Annotated in this window: 19 protein-coding genes; 9 read left to right on the top strand and 10 right to left on the bottom strand. The window is 59.0% G+C overall.

What is annotated here, in order from left to right; genetic code table 11:
- Window positions 1-65: 65 nt before the first annotated feature.
- Complete coding sequence (locus ACNA0J_RS26940; protein WP_415821962.1) at window positions 66-980, top strand: PhzF family phenazine biosynthesis protein; 915 nt, start codon at window positions 66-68, stop codon at window positions 978-980.
- A gap of 95 nt (window positions 981-1,075) precedes the next feature.
- Here ACNA0J_RS26940 and ACNA0J_RS26935 read toward each other — a convergent pair whose 3' ends face one another.
- Window positions 1,076-2,065 (bottom strand): Bug family tripartite tricarboxylate transporter substrate binding protein, encoded by a 990-nt coding sequence (locus ACNA0J_RS26935; protein WP_415821961.1) that lies wholly within the window; start codon window positions 2,063-2,065, stop codon window positions 1,076-1,078.
- 115 nt (window positions 2,066-2,180) lie between these two features.
- Here ACNA0J_RS26935 and ACNA0J_RS26930 point away from each other — a divergent pair, with 115 nt between their 5' ends.
- Window positions 2,181-3,104 carry a LysR family transcriptional regulator gene (locus ACNA0J_RS26930; RefSeq protein ID WP_415821960.1) on the top strand — a complete coding sequence of 308 codons (924 nt, stop codon included), beginning with the start codon at window positions 2,181-2,183 and terminating at the stop codon, window positions 3,102-3,104.
- Here the strand turns inward: ACNA0J_RS26930 and ACNA0J_RS26925 are convergent.
- The 7 genes from ACNA0J_RS26925 to ACNA0J_RS26895 form a co-directional block, all read right to left on the bottom strand.
- Complete coding sequence (locus tag ACNA0J_RS26925; protein ID WP_415821959.1) at window positions 3,062-4,783, bottom strand: hydantoinase B/oxoprolinase family protein; 1,722 nt, start codon at window positions 4,781-4,783, stop codon at window positions 3,062-3,064. The genes ACNA0J_RS26930 and ACNA0J_RS26925 overlap by 43 nt on opposite strands.
- 28 nt (window positions 4,784-4,811) lie before the next feature.
- Window positions 4,812-6,845: a hydantoinase/oxoprolinase family protein gene (locus ACNA0J_RS26920; RefSeq protein ID WP_415821958.1), complete on the bottom strand. Its 2,034-nt coding sequence runs from the start codon at window positions 6,843-6,845 to the stop codon at window positions 4,812-4,814.
- 113 nt (window positions 6,846-6,958) lie between these two features.
- Window positions 6,959-8,758, bottom strand: a complete 1,800-nt coding sequence (locus tag ACNA0J_RS26915; protein ID WP_415821984.1) for a gamma-glutamyltransferase family protein — start codon at window positions 8,756-8,758, stop codon at window positions 6,959-6,961.
- Between the two features lie 20 nt (window positions 8,759-8,778).
- Window positions 8,779-10,281 (bottom strand): ABC transporter substrate-binding protein, encoded by a 1,503-nt coding sequence (locus ACNA0J_RS26910; protein ID WP_415821957.1) that lies wholly within the window; start codon window positions 10,279-10,281, stop codon window positions 8,779-8,781.
- Between the two features lie 103 nt (window positions 10,282-10,384).
- Window positions 10,385-11,308: an MBL fold metallo-hydrolase gene (locus tag ACNA0J_RS26905; protein WP_415821956.1), complete on the bottom strand. Its 924-nt coding sequence runs from the start codon at window positions 11,306-11,308 to the stop codon at window positions 10,385-10,387.
- A gap of 43 nt (window positions 11,309-11,351) precedes the next feature.
- A complete protein-coding gene (locus ACNA0J_RS26900; RefSeq protein WP_415821955.1) occupies window positions 11,352-12,743 on the bottom strand; it encodes a type II toxin-antitoxin system HipA family toxin in 1,392 nt (463 codons plus the stop codon).
- On the bottom strand, window positions 12,736-13,023 hold the full coding sequence (locus ACNA0J_RS26895) for a helix-turn-helix domain-containing protein (RefSeq protein WP_415821954.1): 288 nt from the start codon (window positions 13,021-13,023) through the stop codon (window positions 12,736-12,738). The genes ACNA0J_RS26900 and ACNA0J_RS26895 overlap by 8 nt, the downstream gene beginning before the upstream one ends.
- 252 nt (window positions 13,024-13,275) lie before the next feature.
- On the opposite strand from ACNA0J_RS26895, the gene ACNA0J_RS26890 reads away from it, so the two are divergent.
- From ACNA0J_RS26890 to ACNA0J_RS26860, 7 genes are all read left to right on the top strand, one after another.
- Window positions 13,276-14,172 (top strand): DMT family transporter, encoded by an 897-nt coding sequence (locus ACNA0J_RS26890; protein WP_415821953.1) that lies wholly within the window; start codon window positions 13,276-13,278, stop codon window positions 14,170-14,172.
- Window positions 14,173-14,457: 285 nt separating this feature from the next.
- A complete protein-coding gene (locus ACNA0J_RS26885; protein WP_415821952.1) occupies window positions 14,458-15,543 on the top strand; it encodes an ABC transporter ATP-binding protein in 1,086 nt (361 codons plus the stop codon).
- Between the two features lie 11 nt (window positions 15,544-15,554).
- Window positions 15,555-16,586, top strand: coding sequence for an extracellular solute-binding protein (locus ACNA0J_RS26880; RefSeq protein ID WP_415821951.1), 1,032 nt, complete (start codon window positions 15,555-15,557; stop codon window positions 16,584-16,586).
- Window positions 16,583-17,434, top strand: coding sequence for an ABC transporter permease (locus tag ACNA0J_RS26875; protein WP_415821950.1), 852 nt, complete (start codon window positions 16,583-16,585; stop codon window positions 17,432-17,434). The genes ACNA0J_RS26880 and ACNA0J_RS26875 overlap by 4 nt, the downstream gene beginning before the upstream one ends.
- Window positions 17,427-18,251 (top strand): ABC transporter permease, encoded by an 825-nt coding sequence (locus ACNA0J_RS26870; protein WP_415821949.1) that lies wholly within the window; start codon window positions 17,427-17,429, stop codon window positions 18,249-18,251. The genes ACNA0J_RS26875 and ACNA0J_RS26870 overlap by 8 nt, the downstream gene beginning before the upstream one ends.
- Before the next feature lie 82 nt (window positions 18,252-18,333).
- Window positions 18,334-18,828, top strand: coding sequence for an ureidoglycolate lyase (locus tag ACNA0J_RS26865; RefSeq protein ID WP_415821948.1), 495 nt, complete (start codon window positions 18,334-18,336; stop codon window positions 18,826-18,828).
- Window positions 18,825-19,733 (top strand): allantoinase PuuE, encoded by a 909-nt coding sequence (locus ACNA0J_RS26860; protein WP_415821947.1) that lies wholly within the window; start codon window positions 18,825-18,827, stop codon window positions 19,731-19,733. Before ACNA0J_RS26865 ends, ACNA0J_RS26860 begins: the two co-directional genes overlap by 4 nt.
- A 192-nt stretch (window positions 19,734-19,925) precedes the next feature.
- Here the strand turns inward: ACNA0J_RS26860 and ACNA0J_RS26855 are convergent, their stop codons facing one another.
- Together ACNA0J_RS26855 and ACNA0J_RS26850 are read right to left on the bottom strand one after the other, a co-directional pair.
- Window positions 19,926-21,452 (bottom strand): FAD-binding oxidoreductase, encoded by a 1,527-nt coding sequence (locus tag ACNA0J_RS26855; protein WP_415821946.1) that lies wholly within the window; start codon window positions 21,450-21,452, stop codon window positions 19,926-19,928.
- Window positions 21,453-21,458: 6 nt separating this feature from the next.
- Window positions 21,459-22,324, bottom strand: an 866-nt coding sequence (locus tag ACNA0J_RS26850; protein ID WP_415821945.1) for a heterodisulfide reductase-related iron-sulfur binding cluster, incomplete at its 5' end; no start/stop codon positions are given.

Below are 22,324 nucleotides of genomic sequence, written 5' to 3'. Positions count from 1 at the left end.
TCTGTGTCTGTCTCGGCGTAACCCGCTCCCATATACTGTCTCGCATCAATCAGACGAGAAATTGCATGCGCTACCGTTACGTTACCGCCGATGTTTTTACCAGCCAGGCCTATTGCGGCAATCCTTTGGCAGTGGTGTTGGATGCCGAGGGGTTGAGTACCGAGCAAATGCAGATCATTGCTCGGGAATTCAATTATTCAGAAACCAGCTTTGTCCTGCCGCCAAAGGATCCTGCGAATACGGCTTGGGTCAGGATTTTCACGCCTGATAGAGAAATGCCATTTGCCGGGCATCCGAACATTGGCACAGCGGTGGTCCTGGCTCGCGAGCTGGCTATCGCCGGCCGTGTTGTGCCGGACGAATTCGTGTTTGAGGAAATCGCAGGGCTGGTGCGGATTTCGCTCGCACGCAGCGAGCAGGGCATTGATGGTGCCGAGCTGTTGGCGCCGCAACCTTTATCGCTGGGCAGCGAGGTGCCGGTCGAATCTGTGGCACGTGCGTTGAGGTTGAGTGTCTCAGATATCGAGGTGTCCGAGCACGTTCCTCAAGTGGCATCGGTGGGAGCGCCTTTTTTGATCGCTCAGCTTGCCAGCCGCGATGCGTTGCGCCGCATTGTGCCGGATGCGAACGAGTATGCGGCCTTGTTGCCTTTGGATGGCGCCAAGTCGATCTATGCCTACACCACGGATACTGCTTCGGACACGGTTGATAGCCCCACTGACATACAGGCGCGTATGTTCACGGGCCGCATGACGGAAGACCCCGCTACGGGCAGCGCGACCGTCGCGGCAACGGCATTGCGAGCGTCATTGCGCGGCGATGGGACGTTGCGATTGCGCGTAGGGCAAGGGGTGGATATGGGGCGCGCGAGTTTATTGCTCGCGCGCGCCGAGCACCGCCCTGATGGTATATGGGCGCATGTTGCGGGGCAGGCTGTGGTAGTGATGGAGGGCAGTCTGCTCCCGCCGCTGGTTCAGTAAGGCGTTTTCCTGTCCGGCCTGTTGCTTGAGCCGACTCACAGCTTTCGGCTGGCCGCAGTTGGTGGCATGGAAACCATTTCGCTCAACGCCATCAGTTACTGCGGTTCTACGCCTGCCTTTTTCGCGATGTCGCGCCATTTGGCTGTGTCCGCACGAACGGTCTCGGCCAGGGCTGCCGGGCCTGTTCCCGAGGCCGTGATGCCCTGGCGCAGCAACAGTTCCTTCATCTGGGGCTCTTGGATGGTTTCGTCAAAAGCGTTCGCAATACGGGCCTGCAGCTCAGGGTCCATGTTGGCAGGGGCGAATAGCGCAAACCATATGATGGCTTCAAAGCCGGGAATCCCGGCCTCTTGTACCGTCGGTACATCGGGCAGCAATGGTGATCGTTCCTTCGATGTCACTGCCAAGGCCTTCAGGCGGCCGGCTTTGACAGGCTCCAACGAAGTCATGACGACGTCGAGCATCATGTCGACGTGTCCGCCCAGTACGTCAATCAATGCAGGTCCCGATCCGCGATAGGAGATGTGATTCATCTTCAGTCCGGCCTCGGCCGCGAAATAGGCGCCACCCAGGTGGCTGGACGATCCGGTGCCGGCCGACGCGTAAGAGACTTGTTCCGGCTGGGATTTGGCCAGCTTGATGAAGTCATTCAGCGTGTTCACTCCCAATTGAGGGTTAACCACGATGACATCAGGAATGGTGCCTATTGTCGTGATCGGTGTGAAGCCCTTGACGATGTCGTAGGGGAGATTGGCGGTGACGCTGGGCGCAATCGCGTGGCTGGTGACGGTGCCCAGCAATAGGGTGTAGCCATCTGCGGGCTGGCGATTTACGTACGACGTTCCGATTACACCAGAAGCACCGGCGCGGTTCTCCACGATGATGTGTCCGCCGGTTTTCTTGCTGACGGCATCGGCCAGCTGTCGCGCGACCAGATCGGTGGATCCCCCGTTGGCGTAGGGCACAATGAGCTGTACTGGTTTGCCGCCGGGCCAGGCATCCTCTGCATTGGCGGCCGGGATGGCGCACAGCGCCGAGACAGAACAAAGCAGGAAACAGGCAAAAGTTTTCTTGACGGATAACATGAATTCCCCTGAGTTTTATGTCTCCCGCCTACGTTGGGGGAGTATGTTTAAATAGTAGGGACGATGCCCTAGAGCGTCGACAGGGTGAAACTTATAAGCCTATAAAGCGCACGCTATGAAAGCCGCCGATTTGAATCTCCTGGTGCATTTCGATGCACTGATGACGTGCAGCAGCGTGTCTCAAGCCGGGGAGTTGCTGGGCATCAGCCAACCCGCGATGAGTTCGGCGTTGAGTCGATTGCGCTATCTGTTTGGCGATCCATTGCTGCAGCGCCAAGGCAATCGTTGGACCCCTACGCCGCGTGCGCTTGAGCTGCATCGCAATTTTCAGCCGTTGCTGCAGGCATGGCGTCGCAGCATCTCGCGCGAGATGACCTTTGACCCTGCCTCGACACAACGCGTCTTTACGCTGTGCGCCAGTGATTATCTGCAGTTGGCCGTTTTCCCGAGGATATTGTCCGCCGTACAAAGCGAAGGGCCAGGTATCGGATTGCGGTGTTTGCCGCCGAAATTGGGCGGCGCGCTGGAGATGCTGGCAGAGAACTACGTCGAGCTTTATATCGGCCACTATCCCGATCCGCCCGACAACCTGCGGGCACGCTTTCTGTTCGAAGAGGCCTGCACCTGTCTCGTGCGTAAAGGGCATCCTGCACTGGCTCGTGCCTGGAATCTGGACACGTATCTGCAATATGGGCACATCAATGCGTCGGGGTATGCGAACTACTTCAATGCGCAGGTCGATGCCGCATTGCGTGCCATGGGTTTGCAACGTAACGTGGCGGTGCTGTTGAGCAGCTATATGGCCACGCCATTTGTGGTGGCGCAGACCGACATGATTGCCACCTTGCCGTTGAGCGTGGCCAGTCAGTTAAAGGCAGCAGCAGGCATCGAATTATTGCCTGCGCCTTTGCCGCTGCCGCCTTTGAGTGTGTCGCTTTATTGGCATGAGCGCTATCAGAACGATGACGCTCATGCCTGGCTGAGACAACGGATGGGTCAGGCTTTCGATGCCAGCGCCCGATCCACGAGATCGCCGTAGATTTTCCGGGCTGCGGCTACGGATACGCGCTCATCGTGCAGGTCGTCGGCCAATGCGGTTACCGCGCGGTCTTTGGGATTGCCAAAACCTCCAGCTCCAGAGGTTTCAAGACACACACTTTCTCCACGAGCCATACGCAGGCCGGCGGTTTTCGAGGACATGATTTCCTCATTGCCGTCGGTACGTTTGTAAACCAGGCGTGCCTGCCTGCCATCACCGCCGCCCAGTACACCGCTCGCACGGCCCGCGACGTGGTTATCTGAACGTGCCGAGAAAACGATGCCATCAGCGAGCGCCCGTATCTCGCGAGCTACCGCCATTCCCCCCCGCTGACGGCCCGCACCGCCGGAGTCGGACACCAGCGCATAGCGTTCGACGCGCAAGGGGTACTCGTTTTCCAGGGCCTCCACGGGCAGGTTCGATGAGTTGGTCATGTGGACATGAACGCCATCCATGCCGTCCATGTCGTCGCGAGCGCCCGACCCGCCGGCGACGGTCTCCAAATAGACGAAGTCTCCTGGACGGCTGGCCAAACGGCCAGAGAATACGATCGCAGGGCACACGTCGTTGCCCGAAGCCATGATGCGTGACTGCGGCAGCGCCTCGCGGAATGCGCCGAAAATCGCACCGGCGACTTTTTGTGCTGTCAGAGAGCGTGCGCCTACAGCGGCCGGGGCCTGCGGATTGACGATGGATCCTGGCGGCGCCACGATTTCCAGCGGCTCGAACAGCCCGGAGTTCGCGGCAAGCTCGGGGTCGAGCAAGGCTTTGACGGCATAGTAGACGCAGGCCTTCAGTGCACTATCGGGTAAGTTCATCGCACCGCGTGCTTGAGCCCCCGACCCTGAAAAATCGAAACGCAGGCGGCCCTGCAACACCGTGACTGCGACCTGCAACGGTACCGGATCGCCTCCACCCAGGCCGTCATCGTCCATCATGTGCACAAAGGAATACGTGCCTGGATTCAACTCGGAAATGCGGCGTTCCAGGCGCGAGCGGGTGTATTGAATCAGGTCCTCTACGGCAGTCAATGCACGCTCCAACCCCATTTGCGTGAGCAGACCTTGCACCGCTACTGCACCGCGCTGATTGGTGGCGACCTGGACTTTCAGATCCAGCCAGCGTTCTTCCGGATCGCGGGTATTGCTGCAGATCAGCCGCAGCAGGTCTTCCTGAATGTCGCCGTCGCGCGCGATACGCACCACAGGAATGCGGATTCCCTCTTCGAAGACCGTGCGCAGGCCGCCTGCGATGGAGCCCGGTACTGATCCTCCCACATCGGCATGATGGCCGACGTTGGCCGTGAAGAATACGAGCTGCCCCTCATGAAAAACAGGGGTGACGATGTTGATATCGGGCAGGTGGCTGCCGCCGGCCAGGTAGGGGTCGTTGCTGATAAATGCATCGCCCGGTTTGATCTGTGCAACGGGATATTGATCCAGCACTGCCTGCATGGCTCCGTTGAGCGAGCCCAGATGCAAGGGGATTTGGGTCCCTTGGGCCACCAGCCTGCCCATGGCGTCGAACAGTGCCACAGAGCAGTCTTTGCGTTCTTTGATGTTGGTCGAGAACGACGAACGCACGAGCGTATTGTTCATGTCCTCGGTGATGGAGAGCAGGCGATTGATGAAGACCTCCATTTCGATGGGGTCTCGCAAAGCAGGCGTTTGAGTCGTCATGAGTATGTCCTAGAAGCAGCGGCGAGGCTCAAACCCGCACCACGATGTTGCCGAATTCGTCGACGCGCGCCGATTGGCCGGGGGCGATAACAGTGGTCGAACTCATTTCTTCAAAAACCACCGGGCCTTCAAAACTGGCATGGGCGCCCAGTTGATCGCGATCGTAGACGTCAGCCTCGCGCCAACCGATGGCTTCGCCGAAATGGATGCGGCGGCGCGAAATCGGTTGAGAAATCGCACGTTCGGCAATGTTTGCCAGCGGGGCCTTGGTCACGCGTCCAATGGCTTTGGTACGGCAGTTGATGATCTCGATGGCGCGGTCAGGCACGTCATAGCCATACTCGCGCCGGTGCGCTTGCCCAAAGCCTGTGTGGAATGCGTCAAAAGAGGGCGTTTCGTGCGCGGGCAGTGCTACTTGGACCTCAAAATTCTGTCCGACATAGCGCGCGTCGATCACGACTTCGTAATCGCGGTTCGGGGCATCGACGCCTTCTTCTTCGAGCCAGCGGTTGGCTTCCTCGCGCAATCTGTCCAGGCGTGCGAGCACGCGTGGCCAGCCCTCAGGCTCAATGACGGCGATTTCGCTTTCGACAAAATCAAAGGAAACATCCGTCAGCAGAATGCCGCGCGCGCACAATGTGCCAGGCTCTTGGGGAATGATGACGGTAGGAATGCCGCATTCCCGCGCGACGTCGAGCGCGTGCAGGGGACCGGCGCCGCCAAAGGCGCACAGGGCGAATTTCGAGAGTTCATGGCCACGCTCCGTCGATACCGAGCGTATCGCACGCGCCATATTGGCATTGGCAATACGGATGATGCCCTCGGCTGCGGCCTCTGCGCTCAAACCTAGTGGTTCTGCGATACGGCGGGCGATCACTTCGCGTGCAGCGGTTGCATCGACGTTCATCCGGCCTTTCAACAGTTTGACTGGATTCAGGCGCTGCAACGTGAACATGGCGTCGGTAATGGTGGGCTCGGTGCCTCCACGGCCATAGCCGACGGGGCCGGGGACTGCGCCCGCGCTATGGGGGCCGACTTTCAACGATCCCGCCTCGTCGATCCAGGCAATGCTGCCGCCGCCTGCGCCGATGACATGGATGTCCACCATCGGTGTTTTGACCGGATAACCCGCCACAGAGCGGCTGGAGGTAAACGCCGGACGTCCCTCCAGAATCAGCGAGACATCGGTGCTGGTGCCGCCCACGTCAAAGGTCACGGCATTGGGGAAACCTATGGTGCGGCCGAGTACGGCCGTTCCTACGACGCCAGCCGCGGGGCCTGACAGACACGTGCGTACGGGGAACTGGCGCACCGTTTGTACCGACATGAGGCCGCCATTGGAGTGGATGGTGTGAGGTTCATGACGAATGCCGATATCGGCCACACGCTCCAGAAAGCGCTGCAGATAGCGTTCCATGCGTGGTCCTACCGAGGCATTGAGCGTGGTCGTGGACAGGCGTTCGAATTCCCGGAACTCGGGTAAAACGTCGCTGGATAGGCTGATGTAGGCTTCGGGCAAGACCTCGCGCACAATGTCGCGCGCCCGGCGTTCGTGATCGGGATTGCGATAGGCATGCAGGAAACAGATCGCGACGGCCTGTACGCTAGCGTCGCGCAATACCTCGGCAGCCGCGCGTACAGCGGATTCGTCCAGGGGCTCGACGACTTCGCCTTGCGGGGAGATGCGTTCGGGCACCTCCTGGCGCCAGGCGCGGCGCACCAGTGGGGTGGGACGCGTCACACTATAGTCGTACAGGTGAGGCCGGACCTGCCGGGCAATTTCCAATACATCGCGAAATCCCCGGGTCGTAATCAGGCCGCAGGGGGCAATTTTGCGCTCGATGATGAGATTGGTCGCGACAGTCGTGCCATGGCCGATGTGTTCGATCTGATCCGGCTGCAGGCCGTGTTTGTCCATGAGGCCGGTAATGCCTTGATGGATGGCTTCCGATGGGTCGCTGGGGGTGGAGGGAACCTTGAAAAAAGCGACCTCGCCATTTTGGCTGTTCACCAGCGTGAAGTCGGTGAACGTGCCCCCGACGTCTATACCGATTCTGTACATGCTTTGAGTCCTTGGTACGACAACTGAAGAGGACTCGATGGTAGAAGCCGGGGGCAGGGAGGGAGAATAGGGTGTGGCTTATGGTGTCATCTGGTTGGCTTATGCTGGCGCGGTTATCTCCCCACGGCATAGGCCTGCATCAGCCTGGCCGTCGCCGCTGCATGCAGCAAACCATCCTCGTCCCGGGTCGCAGCCGTCAAGCGTCCCGTGGACCACTCAGGTTCCTCTTCGATGACATGCCCGCGGGCGCGCAGATCAGCGATGACCTCCGCGCCGAACGAGGTCTCCACTGCCAGATGCCCTGGCTTGCGGTCGCGCGGGTAAAACGACGACGGAAAGTGCATCGTGTGTGACATGGGCTGGTCGATGGCTTCCTGCAGATTCAATCCGTGATGGACATGGCGCAGGAATAGCAGCAATTGCCACTGCTCTTGCTGATCTCCGCCAGGTGTGCCGAACACCATGTAGGGTTTGCCGTCGCGCAGGGCCAGCGATGGCGTCAGCGTCGTGCGTGGCCGTTTTCCGGGGGCCAGTGTGCCCGGCAGACCGGGTTCCAGCCAGAACATCTGCGCGCGCGTATTGAGCGGGAACCCCAGCTCCGGGATCACGGGCGATGATTGGAACCATCCCCCTGATGGCGTTGCCGATACCATGTTGCCCCAACGGTCGATCACATCGACATGGGTGGTATCGCCGCGTTTGACCGAGGCGCGCATGTCGGCCAGCGTGGGCTCGCTGCTCGGAGCGCCCACGGGTGTGACCTTTGACAGGCGCGACAAGACGTCCATGACCCGGTCCACTTGCGCCTCGAAGCCGGGCACGCGGCCCGGCTGCAGATCGTGCGATGCCATGGCTCCAATCAAGGCACGGCGTTCGTCGTTATAGGCATCCGACAGCAGATGCGCCAGGGGCACATCGACAAAAGACGGGTCGCCGTAATACGCCTCACGGTCGGCAAACGCCAGCTTCATGGCCTCGGTAACGTGATGAATGAACTCCGCGCCATTCGGCCCTGCCTGCCGCAGGTCCAGCCCTTTTAGCAATGCCAGGGTTTGCAGGAGGACGGGGCCTTGGCTCCATACACCTGCTTTCGCAACGGTATAGCCGTGATAGTCATAGGTGGCCGGCGTATCGTAGCTCGCCGACCAGCTGGCCATGTCCTGGGCCGTCAAGACGCCACGATGCGGCGTGCCGCTCTCGTCCATGACTTCGTTATGGCGGGCATATTGGTCAATCGCCTCGGCCACAAAGCCGCGATAAAACGCATCCCGCGCCGCGTCAATCTGACGCTCGCGGTCATTGCCGGCGGCTTCGGCCTCGCGCAATACGCGGCGCCAGGTCTCTGCCAGACGGGGATTACGAAACAGCTTGCGAGCCTCAGGCACGTTGCCGCCAGGCAGGTAGACCTGTGCGGTGGTGGGCCAGTGCGCAGTAAAGAAGTCCTTGAGCCCCGCGATCGTGTTGGCGATGCGCGGCATCAACGGGTGGCCTTGCTCGGCGTAATAGATCGCCGGCTCGAGCACATCGCGCACGCGCAATGTGCCGTGGTCGCGCAGCATCAGCATCCAGGCGTCGAACGCGCCGGGGATGACGGCAGGCAGCAAGCCATTGCCGGGTATCAGGTTCAGACCGAGAGATTGGTAGTGTTCCAGCGTCGCGCCTGCCGGCGTCGGGCCCTGGCCGCACAGGACCTCGGTGCGGCCGGTGCGTACCGAATGAAAAATCACCGGCACTTCACCCGCCGGGCCTACCAGGTGCGGTTCCACGACCTGCAGCACAAAACCGGACGCCACGGCTGCATCAAACGCGTTGCCGCCGCGTTCCAGCAGCGCCATGCCAGCGCTGCTGGCCAGCCAGTGCGTCGAGGTCACTACACCAAACGTGCCCAGGATCTCGGGGCGCGTGGTGAACATGCGATATCCGGAGTCAATGCTCATTTTGCAGCCACCGTCACGTCCTTCAGGCGGATGAGGCCATCAGGGTAGGGGACAAAGCCTTGGACCTTGGCTTGCGTACCAAAGATCCAGGGCAGATAGAACAGATAGATGCGAGGATCGTCTTCCTGCATTTTCCGCATGGCTTTCGAATACAGCTCACGGCGTTTGGACTCATCGGCAACGCTGCGGGCTTCATTCATCAGCTTGTCCATATCGGCGTCGCAATATTTGCCATCGTTCAACGTGCCCTTGCACGTGATGTACTGGTAAATATTGCCGCTGGGGTCGACGCGGCCCGACCACCCCGTTTGGCCGACTTGAAAGTCGCCTTGAGGCAGCGCCGATTGCAGGGAGGCGAATTCCAGGGGCTTTAGCGAAATATCAAAACCGGCCTCGGATCCCATCGCCTGTACCAGCTCAAACACCTGCTGCATGGTGGTGTTGTTGCCAAAGGTCAATTCGAACTTGACGCGATCGTAGCCGGCTTGCTTGAGCAGTTCTTGCGCCTTTTTCGGGTCGCGTCCCGTGCGGTCTATGCTTTTGTCATAGGCAAAGCTGGCAGGCGGAAAGGGCTGATAAGCGGGTTGGAACATACCTTCACCTACGACCTGGTTGATCACGTCGCGGTCGATGGCCAGATCCAGCGCCTGGCGTACGCGCTTGTCTTTGGCCAGCGGGTTGTCGGCACGGGGGCCGTTCGCGATGTTGACCGAGATAGCCTGGTAGCCCAGGCCGGTGACAGGCGCCAATCGCAGATTCGAGTCCGATTTCACTGCCTCGGCGTCACTCGGCGCTACCCGTTCAATGATGTCCAGGCCGCCGGCGCGCAGATTGTTCAAGCGCACCGTGGTGTCGGGCATGGGGGTGAAAATAACTTGATCGAAATGGTAGTGATCCTTGTCCCAATATTTGTCAAAGCGATCCAGCACGATACGATCGTTTTGGACACGTTCCTTGAACTTGTAGGGACCAGAGCACACTGGGTTACGACCCGGCTCTTTGTCGAAAGTCGCCGGCGACAGCATCATCCCGGCCCGGTCAGAGAGCTGCGACAGCAGGGATGCGTCGCGTTCTTTCAAATGCAATACAACGGTGCGGGCATCGGGAGCGTCCACACTGGCGACCGAGATGAGCTCGCTCTTGCGGTTGCTGTCGGGCAGCGTCATGGCACGATCCAGATTCGCCTTGACCGAGGCTGCGTCGATGGGTGCGCCGTCGTGATAAAAGGCGTTTTCGCGCAGTGTGAACGTCAGCGTCAAACCATCGTCGCTGGTTTTCCACGACTCGGCCAGTTGCGGCACGATTTTCAGATCCGGCGAGATGTCCACCAGCTTGTCGCATAGCGACGCAAACACAATACGGCCCACAAAGGTGCGCGCGCGGACGGGGTCGAGCACATCAGGATCATCCTGCAGGCCGATACGCATCGTGGATTGGGCGGTGGCGGCGGCGCTGGCAAACAGGCCAGCCGCGGCCAGGGCTAGGCATAGGCTACGCATGGAGGGTCCTCTATCAGTGATCGAAGGTAAAGCGAAGAAGAGCCGCCAGTGTGACGAGTCGCGGTCTACTGGCTACGAGCTCTCAACAACGGGATTCTACTTCTCACCACACATTCAACGGCAGCTTCAGATACCGGACGCCGTTATCTTCGGGCGCAGGCAGCTGCCCCCCACACATGTTGACCTGAATCGACGGCAGGATGAGTTTGGGCATGGACAGTGTGGCATCGCGTTTTTCGCGCATGGCGACAAAGGCTTGTTCGTCGACGCCTGAGTGGACATGGATGTTTGCCGCGCGCTGGTCTGCGATGGTGGTTTCCCAGGCATAGATATCCCGGCCAGGGGCCTTGTAGTCATGACACACAAACACGCGCGTGGCATCGGGCAGGGCCAGCAAGCGCTGGATCGATCGATAAAGCGTCGCGGCGTTTCCTCCTGGAAAATCGCAGCGTGCCGTACCGTAGTCCGGCATGAATAAGGTGTCACCGGTGAAAACGGCGTCACCGATGACATAGGCCATGCACGCTGGCGTGTGCCCGGGCACATGCAGGGCAATCCCCTGCAGGCTGCCTATTTGAAATGGGTCCCCGTCCTCGAAAAGTTCGTCGAATTGGGTGCCATCGCGCGCAAACTCTGTACCGGCGTTGAAGATTTTCCCGAATACGTTCTGGACGGTGGTGATGTGTTTGCCGATGGCCAGCCGTCCTCCCAACTGAGAGATCAGCAGGGGCGCAGCGGAAAGGTGATCGGCATGGGCATGGGTTTCCAGCACCCACTGCGTTTGCAGATGGTGTTCCTGGACATGGGCAGCCATCCGCATTGCCGAAGTTTCGGCCGTGCGGCCGCTGGCATAGTCGAAATCCAGGACACTATCAATGATGGCGCAGGCATTGCCGCCAGGGTCGCGCACGATGTGGCTGGCGGTGAAGGTGTCGGGGTCGAAGAAAGTATGCACGTCCGGCCGCGGCAGCTCGCCGCGTAGCGTGCGTTGCACGATCGAGATCGCGATATCCTGTGCGTTGTCCATAGCAATATGCCTGTCTGTCGAGTTCAACGGTGTTGAAGGTTGATCAGTGCGATGGTTTGCCACCGCGTGGGTTTTGTCCGCTGACTTGCTCCAATGTCGTCGGCAATGTGTAGTCAGCACCTTTGCCCAAGGTATGGCGCATTCCGCTCAACCATGCTCTATGCATGCCTGCGCCGCAGCGCACGTCAAACTCCGGATACGTATGGCGGTAATGCGCGAGTTCCAGGGCAGCCATTTCGACGCCTGTGGCGACATCCTGCAGAATGTTGTCGATTTCGCGAGGCTTGAGTTTGCAGGCGATTCGTCCGAACTTTTCCAGCGTTGCCCGGTTGGGGAACCGCTTGCTGTCGTTCATGGACAGCGCCAACAGATCGCTCGGTAAATAGGCCACGGTGCAGCAAATGTCGTAGGCCGGTGCAAGACGCGCCGGTTCTGTGGGATCAGGATACAGCAACCCAAAGTTTTTCAAGTGAGCATCGCCGTTGCCCAGGACGCAGGAAAGCGCGATCGATTTGAACAATTCGGCCAATGCGTCATGACGTTGTTCGAACTCAATCATGAGCGACAGTTTTTTGACCATTTCCTCATAGCTGCCCTTGTACTTGTCATTGGAGGTATAGGCGGATAGGCACGCCATGTCTTCAAAACCCAGGGGCAGGCCCGCTTTGTCTCGATCAAAGCGGGCTACGACCAGTACCTGACCGTCATCGGACAATGCTGCTTTGGCAGTAGGCAGCAGGCTCATTCGGCAGGCATGCAGGCATAGGTACTCGTTGATTGCCAGGCTGGGATAGTCCTGGCCAGATGCTTTGACGATATATCCCTCATTCTGCATGGTGAGGCGGCGGTAGCCGGAGACTTTCGGATCCTTGAGTGTTGTAGTCTGCTGTCCTTCGATCAATACTTTGGGCTGTACGCCACTGACGCCAGAGAACTCGGCCAATTGGTCAAATAGTTCCGTCAATAGCTTTTGGGCATCCGGGTCAGAAAGGATATCGGAGACGTCCGGTGCCTTGGGAACCAGCGAATTCGGTGTTTCACCATGCGGCACGACACGAACGCGTCCGATACTGCGGTTGCCGGCCAAACGCAATATGTCGAAGTCCCCCATGTCTTCGATTACTTTTCTGTAGCGCTCGATCAGGTAGTCACGTAATGCACCTTCGGGAATATTCTGATCGAAAATGGGAGGCAGGTTGTTTTCCAGGCCAGCTTGATCGAGCTTGTATGCATCGCGCTTGATCGGCATGGTGATCGACACGGCATCTGCATCGTGCAGGCCGCTGTGGTAGAAAAACGCTACCGTCGATTGGAAGCTCCGGCCAGGCTCCGGGTAGCGCTCAAGTACGCCAACAGGGCGCAAACCCAGATGGTCGTCCACCCAGACATCGAGGATGTCTGGCGACGCGATACGTGCAGGGGAGCGTTTAGCCACGATAGCGCTCCCTGGAGCGTGTTTTTGCCTTTTCGTTGTTCATGGCGTTGAGCTCATCCAGCGTGGGACGGAAGATTTCCGCCTGGGCGACCTGCAGCGTCAAGCCCAGCACCTCGAGCAGACGTGACAAGCGGCTGATGCCAAGTTCGGCCAATTGTCCGTTTTCGAGCGCGCTCAGCGTCGCCCGGGATACGCCGCCTTTGCGGGCCAGGTCAGCCTGAGTCAGCGCGCGTGACTGACGCCGCTCTCGTATAATTGCACCAATTTCGCTCATATCCATGGGTGAAATTGTCCAAAATATTAGTCATTTTGTCAATGAATGGGATTTGTGTCTAATATTTTTGATGTTTCCCGGCTTGCCTAGCCGGGTGAGGAGGCTGGGTTCGTATGCGGTAGGATTTGGTTTCTACGGTGAGGATTCATCTTTTTTGGGCTCCTCTCTCGTCAAGGTGCCATTCCGGCCAGGGACGTCAGCTCGATCTCTTAGCCTCTATCATGGAGGCTTTGTCATCGTAACTCCTGAGTAGTGTCCATGTCGTCCTCGCGCAGTTCCTCTTTTAGCGCTTCGCCATTAGCTGGTATCGCCTGTGTATCTGCAGGCATCCTGTTCCTGACATGCAGCGATGCGCTGGCCAAATGGGTGGGCGAGTACTACAGCCCAGTACAGATTTTGTTCCTGCGGGCCGCGATTGCGCTACCGGTGGTCCTGGTGCTGGTCTTGGCGTTGGGCGGGCGGCGTGCTTTGCGCACGCGGCATCCAGGGCTGCACTTGGTGCGTGGGGCGCTCAATATCATTTCGGCGTCGATGTTCTATCTGGGCTTGCAATCATTGCCCTTGGCTGAGGCGACGGCCATCGCGTTTTCGGCGCCGCTGTTCGTGACTGCACTGTCTGTGCTGGTACTCAAGGAGCCGGTAGACGGTAAACGCTGGCTGGCGGTGGCGGCCGGGTTTGCCGGGGTATTGGTGATCGTGCGGCCCGGCGCCGCGAGTTTTCAGATGGCGGCGCTCTTGCCGCTGGCGACTGCGTCGTTGTATGCCGTGATGATGTTGACGGCCAGGGCGATTGGTGCGGCCGAGAGCATGCTGACGACGACTCTGTATATCGTGGTAGGTCAGTTGGTCTGTAGCGCAGTCGCTGTACCTGCGTTCTGGACGCCGCCCGAGTGGTCGCACTGGCCGTATTTTGCAGGCATTGCTTTGTTCAGCACGTTGGGGTTGACGTTTATTACCCAAGGGTTTCGCATCGGTCCGGCATCGGTGGTCGCGCCATTTGATTACACAGGCCTGCTATGGGCATCGTTGCTCGGCTGGTTTGTGTGGCAGGACGTTCCCGAGTTACCCGACTATCTCGGTGCTGCCTTCATTGTCGGCAGCGGCCTCTACATTGCGTGGCGGGAAACGCGACCTGCCAAATCGCGACGCGCCTGAGGTTTCCTTCGCACCACATTGAAGTCCCCTGCACCAAGGCAGGGCAGCAGCCGTTCGTCCTGTTGGCGCAGTGACGGTGATTCCGGGCCCATTCTCTGGCGCAATGCTGGTATCCCAGCAGGTATTCATGTCGGGCTAATGGCCAGTATTCATGCGGCCATCAGCATGTTCATCGCCGTTTTCGTTTTCGTGTTGCCACGAGTTGGCACGAACCTTGCATAGGGTTCCTAGGCTCGATGGTCTACCGCGCATGCGGAAACATGAAGAGGACGGTGTACGCACACGATGAACAAGCACTCGTTGGACATTGAATCCGTAAGTCATCGATATAGCGGTTTTCTGGCCGTTGACCAGGTTGATCTTTCAGTCGAGCCGGGAGAAGTGCTAGCGCTGCTGGGGCCATCGGGGTGCGGTAAAACCACGTTGCTGCGCATCGTGGCAGGCTTTGTCAAGCAGACACAGGGCAAGGTCCGGGTGGACGGCAGATCGATTGACGATCTGCAGCCGAATCGACGCGATATCGGTATCGTGTTTCAGAACTATGCGTTGTTCCCGCACATGACTGTGGCGCAGAACGTAGCCTACGGTCTTGATGCGCGTGGCCGTCGTCGCGTCGATGTCGTGCGCCGTGTGCAGGAGTGCCTGGAGGTGGTGCAGCTGCCTCATGTGGCGCAGCGTTACCCGCGTCAGTTGTCGGGAGGACAACAGCAACGCATCGCGTTGGCTCGCGCCATTGCAACTGAGCCGCGGATTCTCCTGTTGGACGAGCCTTTCAGTGCACTCGACAAAAATCTGCGATTGGATATGCAGATCGAGATCAAGCGCTTGCAGCGTCAGCTCGGCCTGACGGCCATCCTGGTCACCCACGATCAAGAAGAAGCCATGAGTGTGGCAGATCGTATCGCGATCATGAATCACGGACGTGTCGAACAATTGGGATCGCCGGTGGATATCTATGATCGTCCCGATACCTTGTTCGTCAACAGTTTCATCGGCACGACCAATCTACTGGAGGGGCGCGTATCCGCGGCGGACGGGGCTGGATTATGTGTGGCACTCGACGCGGGTGGCAGCATCGTAGTGCCGCATTCGGCAGATTTTTCTGCGGGGCAGCGTGTGACAGTGTCGTTGCGGCCCGAGCATCTGGATCTCTTTGAGCAGGATGGAGTGGGGCGCTGGCCGGTCGATGTCACGCTGAGCCTGCCATTGGGGCCCAGCGTCGTGCATCAAGTGCTGACGCGCAATCAGGTGGCTATCAAGATCTCTGCAATGCGCAGAGGTGGCGTTCGCACGCCGCAGAGGGCGGTGTGGTGCGGTGTACGCCCAGATGCGATGCCTTCCATTTTTTCATCGTCCTCTAACGTCAACTGAAGGAAAAGGCTATGAAGCATGATCCCGTTCGCCGTCAATTGCTGGCTGGCGCCGCCTCATTGGGTGCGTTGGCGATGCTGCCGCGCCTTGCGCATGCCAATGGGTCGGTGGTCAGTGCGGTATATCCGGGCTCTTGGGAGGAGGCGTACCGCTCTATCGTGGCGCCTGCCCTGCAGAAGGCGCACGGGGTGACGCTGGAAATGCAGCCGCTCTATGCGGTGGATCAGATTGCCAAGGCGCGTGCCGCGCGCGGCAATCCATTATTTGATACGTTCCTGCTGGATCCGGGTCCACGTGTGACGGCTATCGACGCCGGGCTATTTGAGAAATTTGATCCTTCTCGCTTGAGCAACGCCGCGAAACTACAGCCTGGCATGGCGGATGAGTATGGCGTAACGATCGCCGCGCAGTTTGTCGGGATCGCGTACAACCCCAAGAAATTCGACAAGCCACCTAGCGATTGGGCAGATTTGTTCGCCGAGCCGTACGTGTCGCGTTTGGGGTTGACGGGGTTTCAGACGACATTTGGCACGGTATCCATCCTGGAAATGTCCAAAGCATTTGGTGCAAAAGGGATAGACGTCGAGCCCTTTTTTATCGAGCTGAAAAAGGTTCTGCCCAAAATCGCGGTCATCGGTGCGCCTGCCTCGATGCCCAGTCTGTTCCAGCAGGGCCAGTGCGACATCATGTATGCCAATACTCAAACGGTGGGGACGTTGAAAGCGCGCGGTATCGACATCGAGTTCGTGAGGCCTGCCAGCGGGGTCATTACTTTTTTCACGACGATGCACATTGCGAAAGGCGCCGAGCAAGTCGACAACGCTTATCAATACATCGATACGGTGCTCTCCGCGCCTGTACAAACAGAGCTGATGAAAGGGCCTTATTTCATGGCGCCTGTCGCGTCGGACGTGACGTTGGACGATACGCTGCCGCTAAAGAGCCTGTCCGAAATGTCGGGCATGGTGCAGCATGACTGGGCGCAGATCAATCCACAGCGTGCGGCATGGATCGAGCGTTTCAATAGGGAAGTCGCCCGTTGAGCAATGCCGCTATTTCGCCGGGACGCTGGCCGCTGGCAGTGCCGTTGACATTGGCCTTTATGGTTTTTTTCGCGGCACCGCTGTTCATGCTGGTGGCGACCAGCGCATATGAGGACGATGGGCTGACCCGGCTGGGCTTGGCGACATGGAATAAGTTCGTCTCGGATCCGTTTTACTGGAAGGTCACGCTGGATACGCTCAAGCTCGGCGTCATGACGGTGTGTGCGACGCTGTTGATAGGCTATCCCCTGGCGATGGTATACATGCAGGCCAACGAGCGATGGCGGCGGTTGATGCTGTTCATCATCATCATGCCGGTGCTGTTGTCGGTCGTCGTGCGCACGTTTGCCTGGATTGTCATCCTGGGCAATGAGGGCGTCATCAATCAGGTTGTCATGGCGTTGGGTTTAAGCCCGGCGCCATTGCGCCTGCTTCAGACCGAGTTCGGGCTGGTGCTGTCTCTGACGCAAATCGAGATGCCGATGATGCTATTGCCATTGATCAGTGTCATGGCTCGCATGGATCGAAATTTGATTGATGCTTCTGTGGCGCTGGGGGCGTCACGCTGGCGGACCTTGTTCAAGGTGGTGTTACCGCTGTCGATTCCAGGGCTGGTCGCGGGATGTACGTTGGTGTTTGCCAGTTCGACCACGGCGTTTATCTCGCAATCCATTATCGGAGGCAATCGTCTGGTGTATTTGCCATTGGTCATCTGGCAGCAATCTCTGGTTGTGTATAACTGGCCCTTGGCTGCGGTGGCCTCTATCGTGCTGTTGGCCTCGGTCATGTTGTGCATCGTGTTGATGGCAGCGCTTGGGCGGCGCGGTTCGAGGTATTTACATGTCTAGACGAAACTCGCTCTCCGACTTGAGCTACTACTCGGTGATCGGTGGCATCGCGGGCCTGGCGTTGTTGGTGCTGGTTGGCCCGGTGATCGTCGTATTGGTGACTTCGCTGACGGATAGCCAGACATTGCGATTCCCGCCTCCGGGCCTGTCGCTGGATTGGTATCGACGCTTGTTCGATCCCATGGTTTCTGCGCCGATTCATCGGGCGGCTGGCAATAGCTTGATGGTGGCAGCCTGGTCGGCGTTGGCGGCAGCTGTATTCGGTGGTGCTGCGGCATTGGCGCTTGCCCGATCGAGCTGCCGCAAGGCTCGTGCATTGGATGCTTTTTTCATGTCGCCGTTGATATTGCCAGGGATTGCTTTTGGGTTGGCGGCGTTGGTGTTTTTTACTGCCATAGGCTTGCGGCCGTCGCTCATGTTGATGACGGTGGGACATGCCGTGATGATCGTGCCTTTCGTGCTGCGCACGACCAGTGCCAGCCTGGTGCAGCTGGAGGGCAGTTTGCTGGAATGCTCGGCCAGCTTGGGCGCAGGGCGGTTCTATACCTTTCGCAGGGTCACGCTGCCTATTATTTTCCCTGGTTTGGCGGCGGGAACTTTTATGGCGTTCATGGCGTCGATCGATAACGTACCTATCTCGCTGTTTCTATCCAGCCCTCGCAGCGACATGCTTCCTATCCGGATGTGGGGAATGATGGAGTCCACGCTGGACGTGCGCGTGGCGGCAGTGTCTGGCGTGTTGATTGTCAGTGTGTTGGTGCTGATGTTGGTGATGGAGCGCCTGACGGGTTTGAGCCGGCGGTTGCAGGGCCAATGAAGCGCGTTTTTGATGATGTCGTATCTACGGTGATATCACGAGGCTTACCGCCGTTTGTCACTATGTTTAGAGGAGAGGGATCGTGCATAACGTGAAAGTCGAATTGTTGACTGTCGAGGCCTTTACTCCCTATGGTGATGTGCTGACCTTGCCCACGTCGGCAGGGCGCACCTATTACAACGATGCCTTGGGCAATTTGCGCAAAGAGGCAAAGCCGAGTCTGTCGTTGTCGTTGCGAGAGCCCAGTCCTGCTTTACCGCTGCGGGCCACGATGCTCGAACGACATGAGTATTCCTCGCAGACTTTTATCCCGATTGATGTGGATCAGTATCTCGTTGTCGTGGCACCGCATCTTCCCGACGGCGGGCCGGACATTATGCAGGCGAGAGCTTTCTTGGCCAGTGGCGACCAAGGCGTCACCTATCGCGCCGATACATGGCATCACGGCATGACGGTCTTTGGCCGGCCTGCGAGTTTCGTCGTGTTCATGTGGGCGGCAGGCGGCGAAGGCGACGAGGAGTTCGTCGAAGTTGAACCGTTCGATGTAGTGCCCAACCAGGAGATAGCCCCAACATGACATGGCAACCCGCACGTGATTTTATTGGCTATGGCGAGCATCCTCCCAATCCTCAATGGCCTGCAGGGGCTCGGCTGGCGCTGAATTTCGTCATGAACTACGAAGAAGGTTCTGAGCCCTCTTTTCAGGATGGAGAGCATCACACCGAAACTGGGCTGACCGAGGCGCATGGCCTGAACCAGATGGGGGACGGCCGCGACCTGGCCGCCGAGGGGATGTTCGAGTATGGCAGTCGAGTGGGGTTCTGGCGGCTGGTGCGCCTGTTTGAGGAGCGCGGCCTGCCTATGACCGTGTTTGGTTGTGCGCTGGCGCTGGAACGCAACCCCCTGGCTGCTGCCAAGATCAGGCAGATGGGTTATGACGTGTGTTGTCATGGCTGGCGTTGGATAAAACATTATGAGCTCAGCGAAGATCAGGAGCGCGAACATATCCGGCTGGCGATCGAGTCTCTGAGCAAAACGATCGGCGAGCGCCCGTTGGGCTGGTATTGTCGCTACGGGCCCAGTGTCAATACCCGGCGCCTCCTCATGGAAGAGGGCGGGTTTTTGTATGACTCGGATTATTACGGTGACGAGTTGCCGCTTTGGCAATTGGTCGACGGCAAACCGCAGTTGATCGTGCCCTACTCGTTGACGAACAACGATGGCAAGTACGCTGGGTGGATGGGCACCGCAGACCAGTGGTTTGGCTTTCTGAAGGACGCCTTCGACATGCTGTACGCGGAGGGCGCCAAGACCCCCAAAATGATGTCAGTGGGGTTGCATATGAGACTGGTGGGGCATCCGTCCCGCGCCGCCGGACTGCAGCGTTTTCTGGATTACGTGATGGGCCATGAAGGGGTCTGGATCACGCGCCGTCTCGATATCGCGGAGCACTGGCGCCGAACGCATCCCTATCAGGGCTAGGCGTTTCGGCGGGCCTGATGCATGAGAGATTGATTTTCTATGCATCTAGTGAGAAGGGTTCGCATTCTATGGAATGCGAACCGGACGTGGCAAATGGCGGTCTCTGAATGGAGGCGGCGCGATGGCGTGGTGTTTGTCCTTTGTTCGTTTTTGATCGGACACAGACGCTGCGCCCGATCTAGGGCCGGCGTTCTACATGATGCCGTATTTCCCTGGCGCAATGACGCCATTCGGGTCCAGAGCAGCCTTGATGGCAGAGCAGGCGCGAGTGAATTCGGGCATGCGCTGCGCCTGATGAAAGGACTGGTACATCGTCGGGGCCCGGCCTACGAATACGCCGCGGGACGCGAAACATTCGCTGAGCGCGCGATAGCATGCATCGGCGCGTGCCGTCTCGTCAGGATTTTCCCGGTTGTAGATGATCGAGTGCACGCTTCGGGCAAAACGCGCGCCGCATACGTTAGAGAGCAGATATTCCAGTCCGTGTGCGTGGCAGATGCGTCTGGCCTCCGTCTGGAAATCGTTCACGGTGCTGCCTACGACAGGGGATCCGGCAGACAGCCAGATTGCGCCACCGCCCGGCCGCCAGCCCAGCATTTTGAGTTCGCTGTCTGTTGGTACGCCGGTATTGGAGTTGGTGGCGATGTGCAGCGGCGCAATGGTTTCCGCTTCTTCGAGCGGAATCTGGCGGCCCTTGCCGGAGGCGAGAAAATGGTTCGAAATGCGTTCGATCTGAGGCATGAGCGCGGCGCGGCTTGCGCCGTATAGCGCGCCGGAAACTGTCCATGATCCCAGGCCATGCTGGCGCCGCAGTGCTGCGCGGCCTTCATCGGACAGCGAACGCGTGCCATTGCTGGCCGCATATTCGGGATTCGTTGCGACAGAGGCTAGCAGATAGAGATCGTTGGTAGCACGGATCAGTGTGGGCACGAAGTTGCTCAATTTCAGCGGCCGTATGCGTTCAATGACCTCTGCCACGTCGCCATCGTCGGGGAATGTGAAAAAGAACGGCTCGATATGCGGCGGGCGTGGCATGAGCCACATGCCCACGCGAGTGACGATGCCAAAGTTGGACTGCGAGAACAGGCCGTCCAGTGTTGGGCCGAAACTATATTTGGAGACGTGCCAATTCGGATGCGTGTCGCCTGCGAGACTGCCGTCGCCAGTGCGGATGATGTCGCCATTTCCCAGCACGATTTCCATGCCGCATATCATGCCGAAATGATCGGCATAGGCGCCGCTGCCGCCGCCTTTGTCCAGCGCATTGGCCAGTATGCTGCCTTGCGATGGGCCGGCGGTGGGGGAAATCATCAGCTTGCTGTCTCTGCGCTTGAGTTCATCATGCATCGTGCGAAAGCTGACGCCGGGTTCGATGACGCAATAGCCGAGCTTTTCATCGACGTCGAGAATGCGGTTCATGCGGCGTCCCAGGTCGACCACTACCTGGCCGGGAACGATAGGCGAGCGAGTTCCCAGGCCGATGTTCTGGCCATTGCTGATGGGATAGAGCTGGACGCGGAATTGATTGGCCAGGCGGATGAGCGTCTGCACTGCCTGGGTGGAGTCCGGATATGCCACGGCCCCCGGCAGGACATCGGGGCCGGGCAGCGTATGTTCGCCATAGCGATGGCGTACATCATCGCCGAGCGTAATGGCTTCATCGCCGAGCTCGGCCGCAACCGCATTGGAAAAATCGATGATTTGAGCGTGAGTAGACATAAAGGATCACCACAGGAAATCGCCGTTATCGGCGGTTGCTGCAGCTGGCTCGGGAGCCAGCGCTTGAGAATCTGGAACGGCAGGCGTTCGCGGCTGGAAATTTTCCAGTCCACGCGGGCACGGTCCCCCTGTTGCCCAGTCCAGCAGTTGAACGGTGTGTGCGACCGGTACCGCGGTGTAGCGAGATATCTGTACCAGGCAGCCGATATTGCCCGCCGCGATGACATCGGGTTGATTGGCTTGGGCATGAGCGGCCTTGCGTTGGCCGAGCCGCGCAGACATCTCGGGTTCCAGAATGTTGTAGGTGCCGGCGGAGCCGCAGCAGAGGTGGGATTCTGCGATGTCCAGGGTTTCAATACCCAGGTTGTTCAGCACGCGTCGCGGTGGGCGTTCCAACCGTAAACCATGCTTCAACGAACATGCATCATGGTAGGAGACGACCAATCCCAGGGCGGCGCCATCGGTCGAGAGCGGCAGTGTCGCCGCGATCTCAGTGATATCGACGGTGGCGTCGATCACACGGCGCACGTCGGACGATAGCTCGGGGTGGTCGGAGAGCATCGCGTCATAGTGCTTGATGACAGAGCCGCATCCCGATGTGGTGTTCACGATGGCGTCAATACGCCCAGTTTTCAGGGCATTTGACCATAGGCGCACTGTGCGTTTCATGTGTTGAACCGCATCATCGCGTTTGCCCATATGCAGCTCCAGCGCGCCGCAACATTGCACGTCGGGCATCGGCTCGACGGCAATGCCATGACGAGCCAACAGGCGCTCTGCCGAGGCGTTTATCTCGGCGCCGAGTACGGACTGCACGCAGCCCGTCAACAGTGCTACGCGTCTGGTGGATGGCGGGGCCGCTGGGGTGGGCG

The sequence above is a fragment of the Bordetella tumbae genome, from assembly GCF_965139195.1.
GTDB classification, from domain to species: domain Bacteria; phylum Pseudomonadota; class Gammaproteobacteria; order Burkholderiales; family Burkholderiaceae_B; genus Bordetella_A; species Bordetella_A tumbae.
The sequence above is the reverse complement of the archived record's forward strand: the minus strand, read 5'-3'. Positions and strand labels throughout refer to the sequence as shown.

Coding starts and splice junctions, on each gene's coding strand:
- ACNA0J_RS26880 (WP_415821951.1), top strand. CDS start 15,555: ATGAAGCATGATCCCGTTCGCCGTCAATTGCTGGCTGGCGCCGCCTCA.
- ACNA0J_RS26885 (WP_415821952.1), top strand. CDS start 14,458: ATGAACAAGCACTCGTTGGACATTGAATCCGTAAGTCATCGATATAGC.
- ACNA0J_RS26925 (WP_415821959.1), bottom strand. CDS start 4,783: ATGACGACTCAAACGCCTGCTTTGCGAGACCCCATCGAAATGGAGGTC.
- ACNA0J_RS26910 (WP_415821957.1), bottom strand. CDS start 10,281: ATGCGTAGCCTATGCCTAGCCCTGGCCGCGGCTGGCCTGTTTGCCAGC.
- ACNA0J_RS26870 (WP_415821949.1), top strand. CDS start 17,427: ATGTCTAGACGAAACTCGCTCTCCGACTTGAGCTACTACTCGGTGATC.
- ACNA0J_RS26930 (WP_415821960.1), top strand. CDS start 2,181: ATGAAAGCCGCCGATTTGAATCTCCTGGTGCATTTCGATGCACTGATG.
- ACNA0J_RS26860 (WP_415821947.1), top strand. CDS start 18,825: ATGACATGGCAACCCGCACGTGATTTTATTGGCTATGGCGAGCATCCT.
- ACNA0J_RS26935 (WP_415821961.1), bottom strand. CDS start 2,065: ATGTTATCCGTCAAGAAAACTTTTGCCTGTTTCCTGCTTTGTTCTGTC.
- ACNA0J_RS26905 (WP_415821956.1), bottom strand. CDS start 11,308: ATGGACAACGCACAGGATATCGCGATCTCGATCGTGCAACGCACGCTA.
- ACNA0J_RS26915 (WP_415821984.1), bottom strand. CDS start 8,758: ATGTTCACCACGCGCCCCGAGATCCTGGGCACGTTTGGTGTAGTGACC.
- ACNA0J_RS26855 (WP_415821946.1), bottom strand. CDS start 21,452: ATGTCTACTCACGCTCAAATCATCGATTTTTCCAATGCGGTTGCGGCC.
- ACNA0J_RS26940 (WP_415821962.1), top strand. CDS start 66: ATGCGCTACCGTTACGTTACCGCCGATGTTTTTACCAGCCAGGCCTAT.
- ACNA0J_RS26890 (WP_415821953.1), top strand. CDS start 13,276: ATGTCGTCCTCGCGCAGTTCCTCTTTTAGCGCTTCGCCATTAGCTGGT.
- ACNA0J_RS26920 (WP_415821958.1), bottom strand. CDS start 6,845: ATGTACAGAATCGGTATAGACGTCGGGGGCACGTTCACCGACTTCACG.
- ACNA0J_RS26895 (WP_415821954.1), bottom strand. CDS start 13,023: ATGGATATGAGCGAAATTGGTGCAATTATACGAGAGCGGCGTCAGTCA.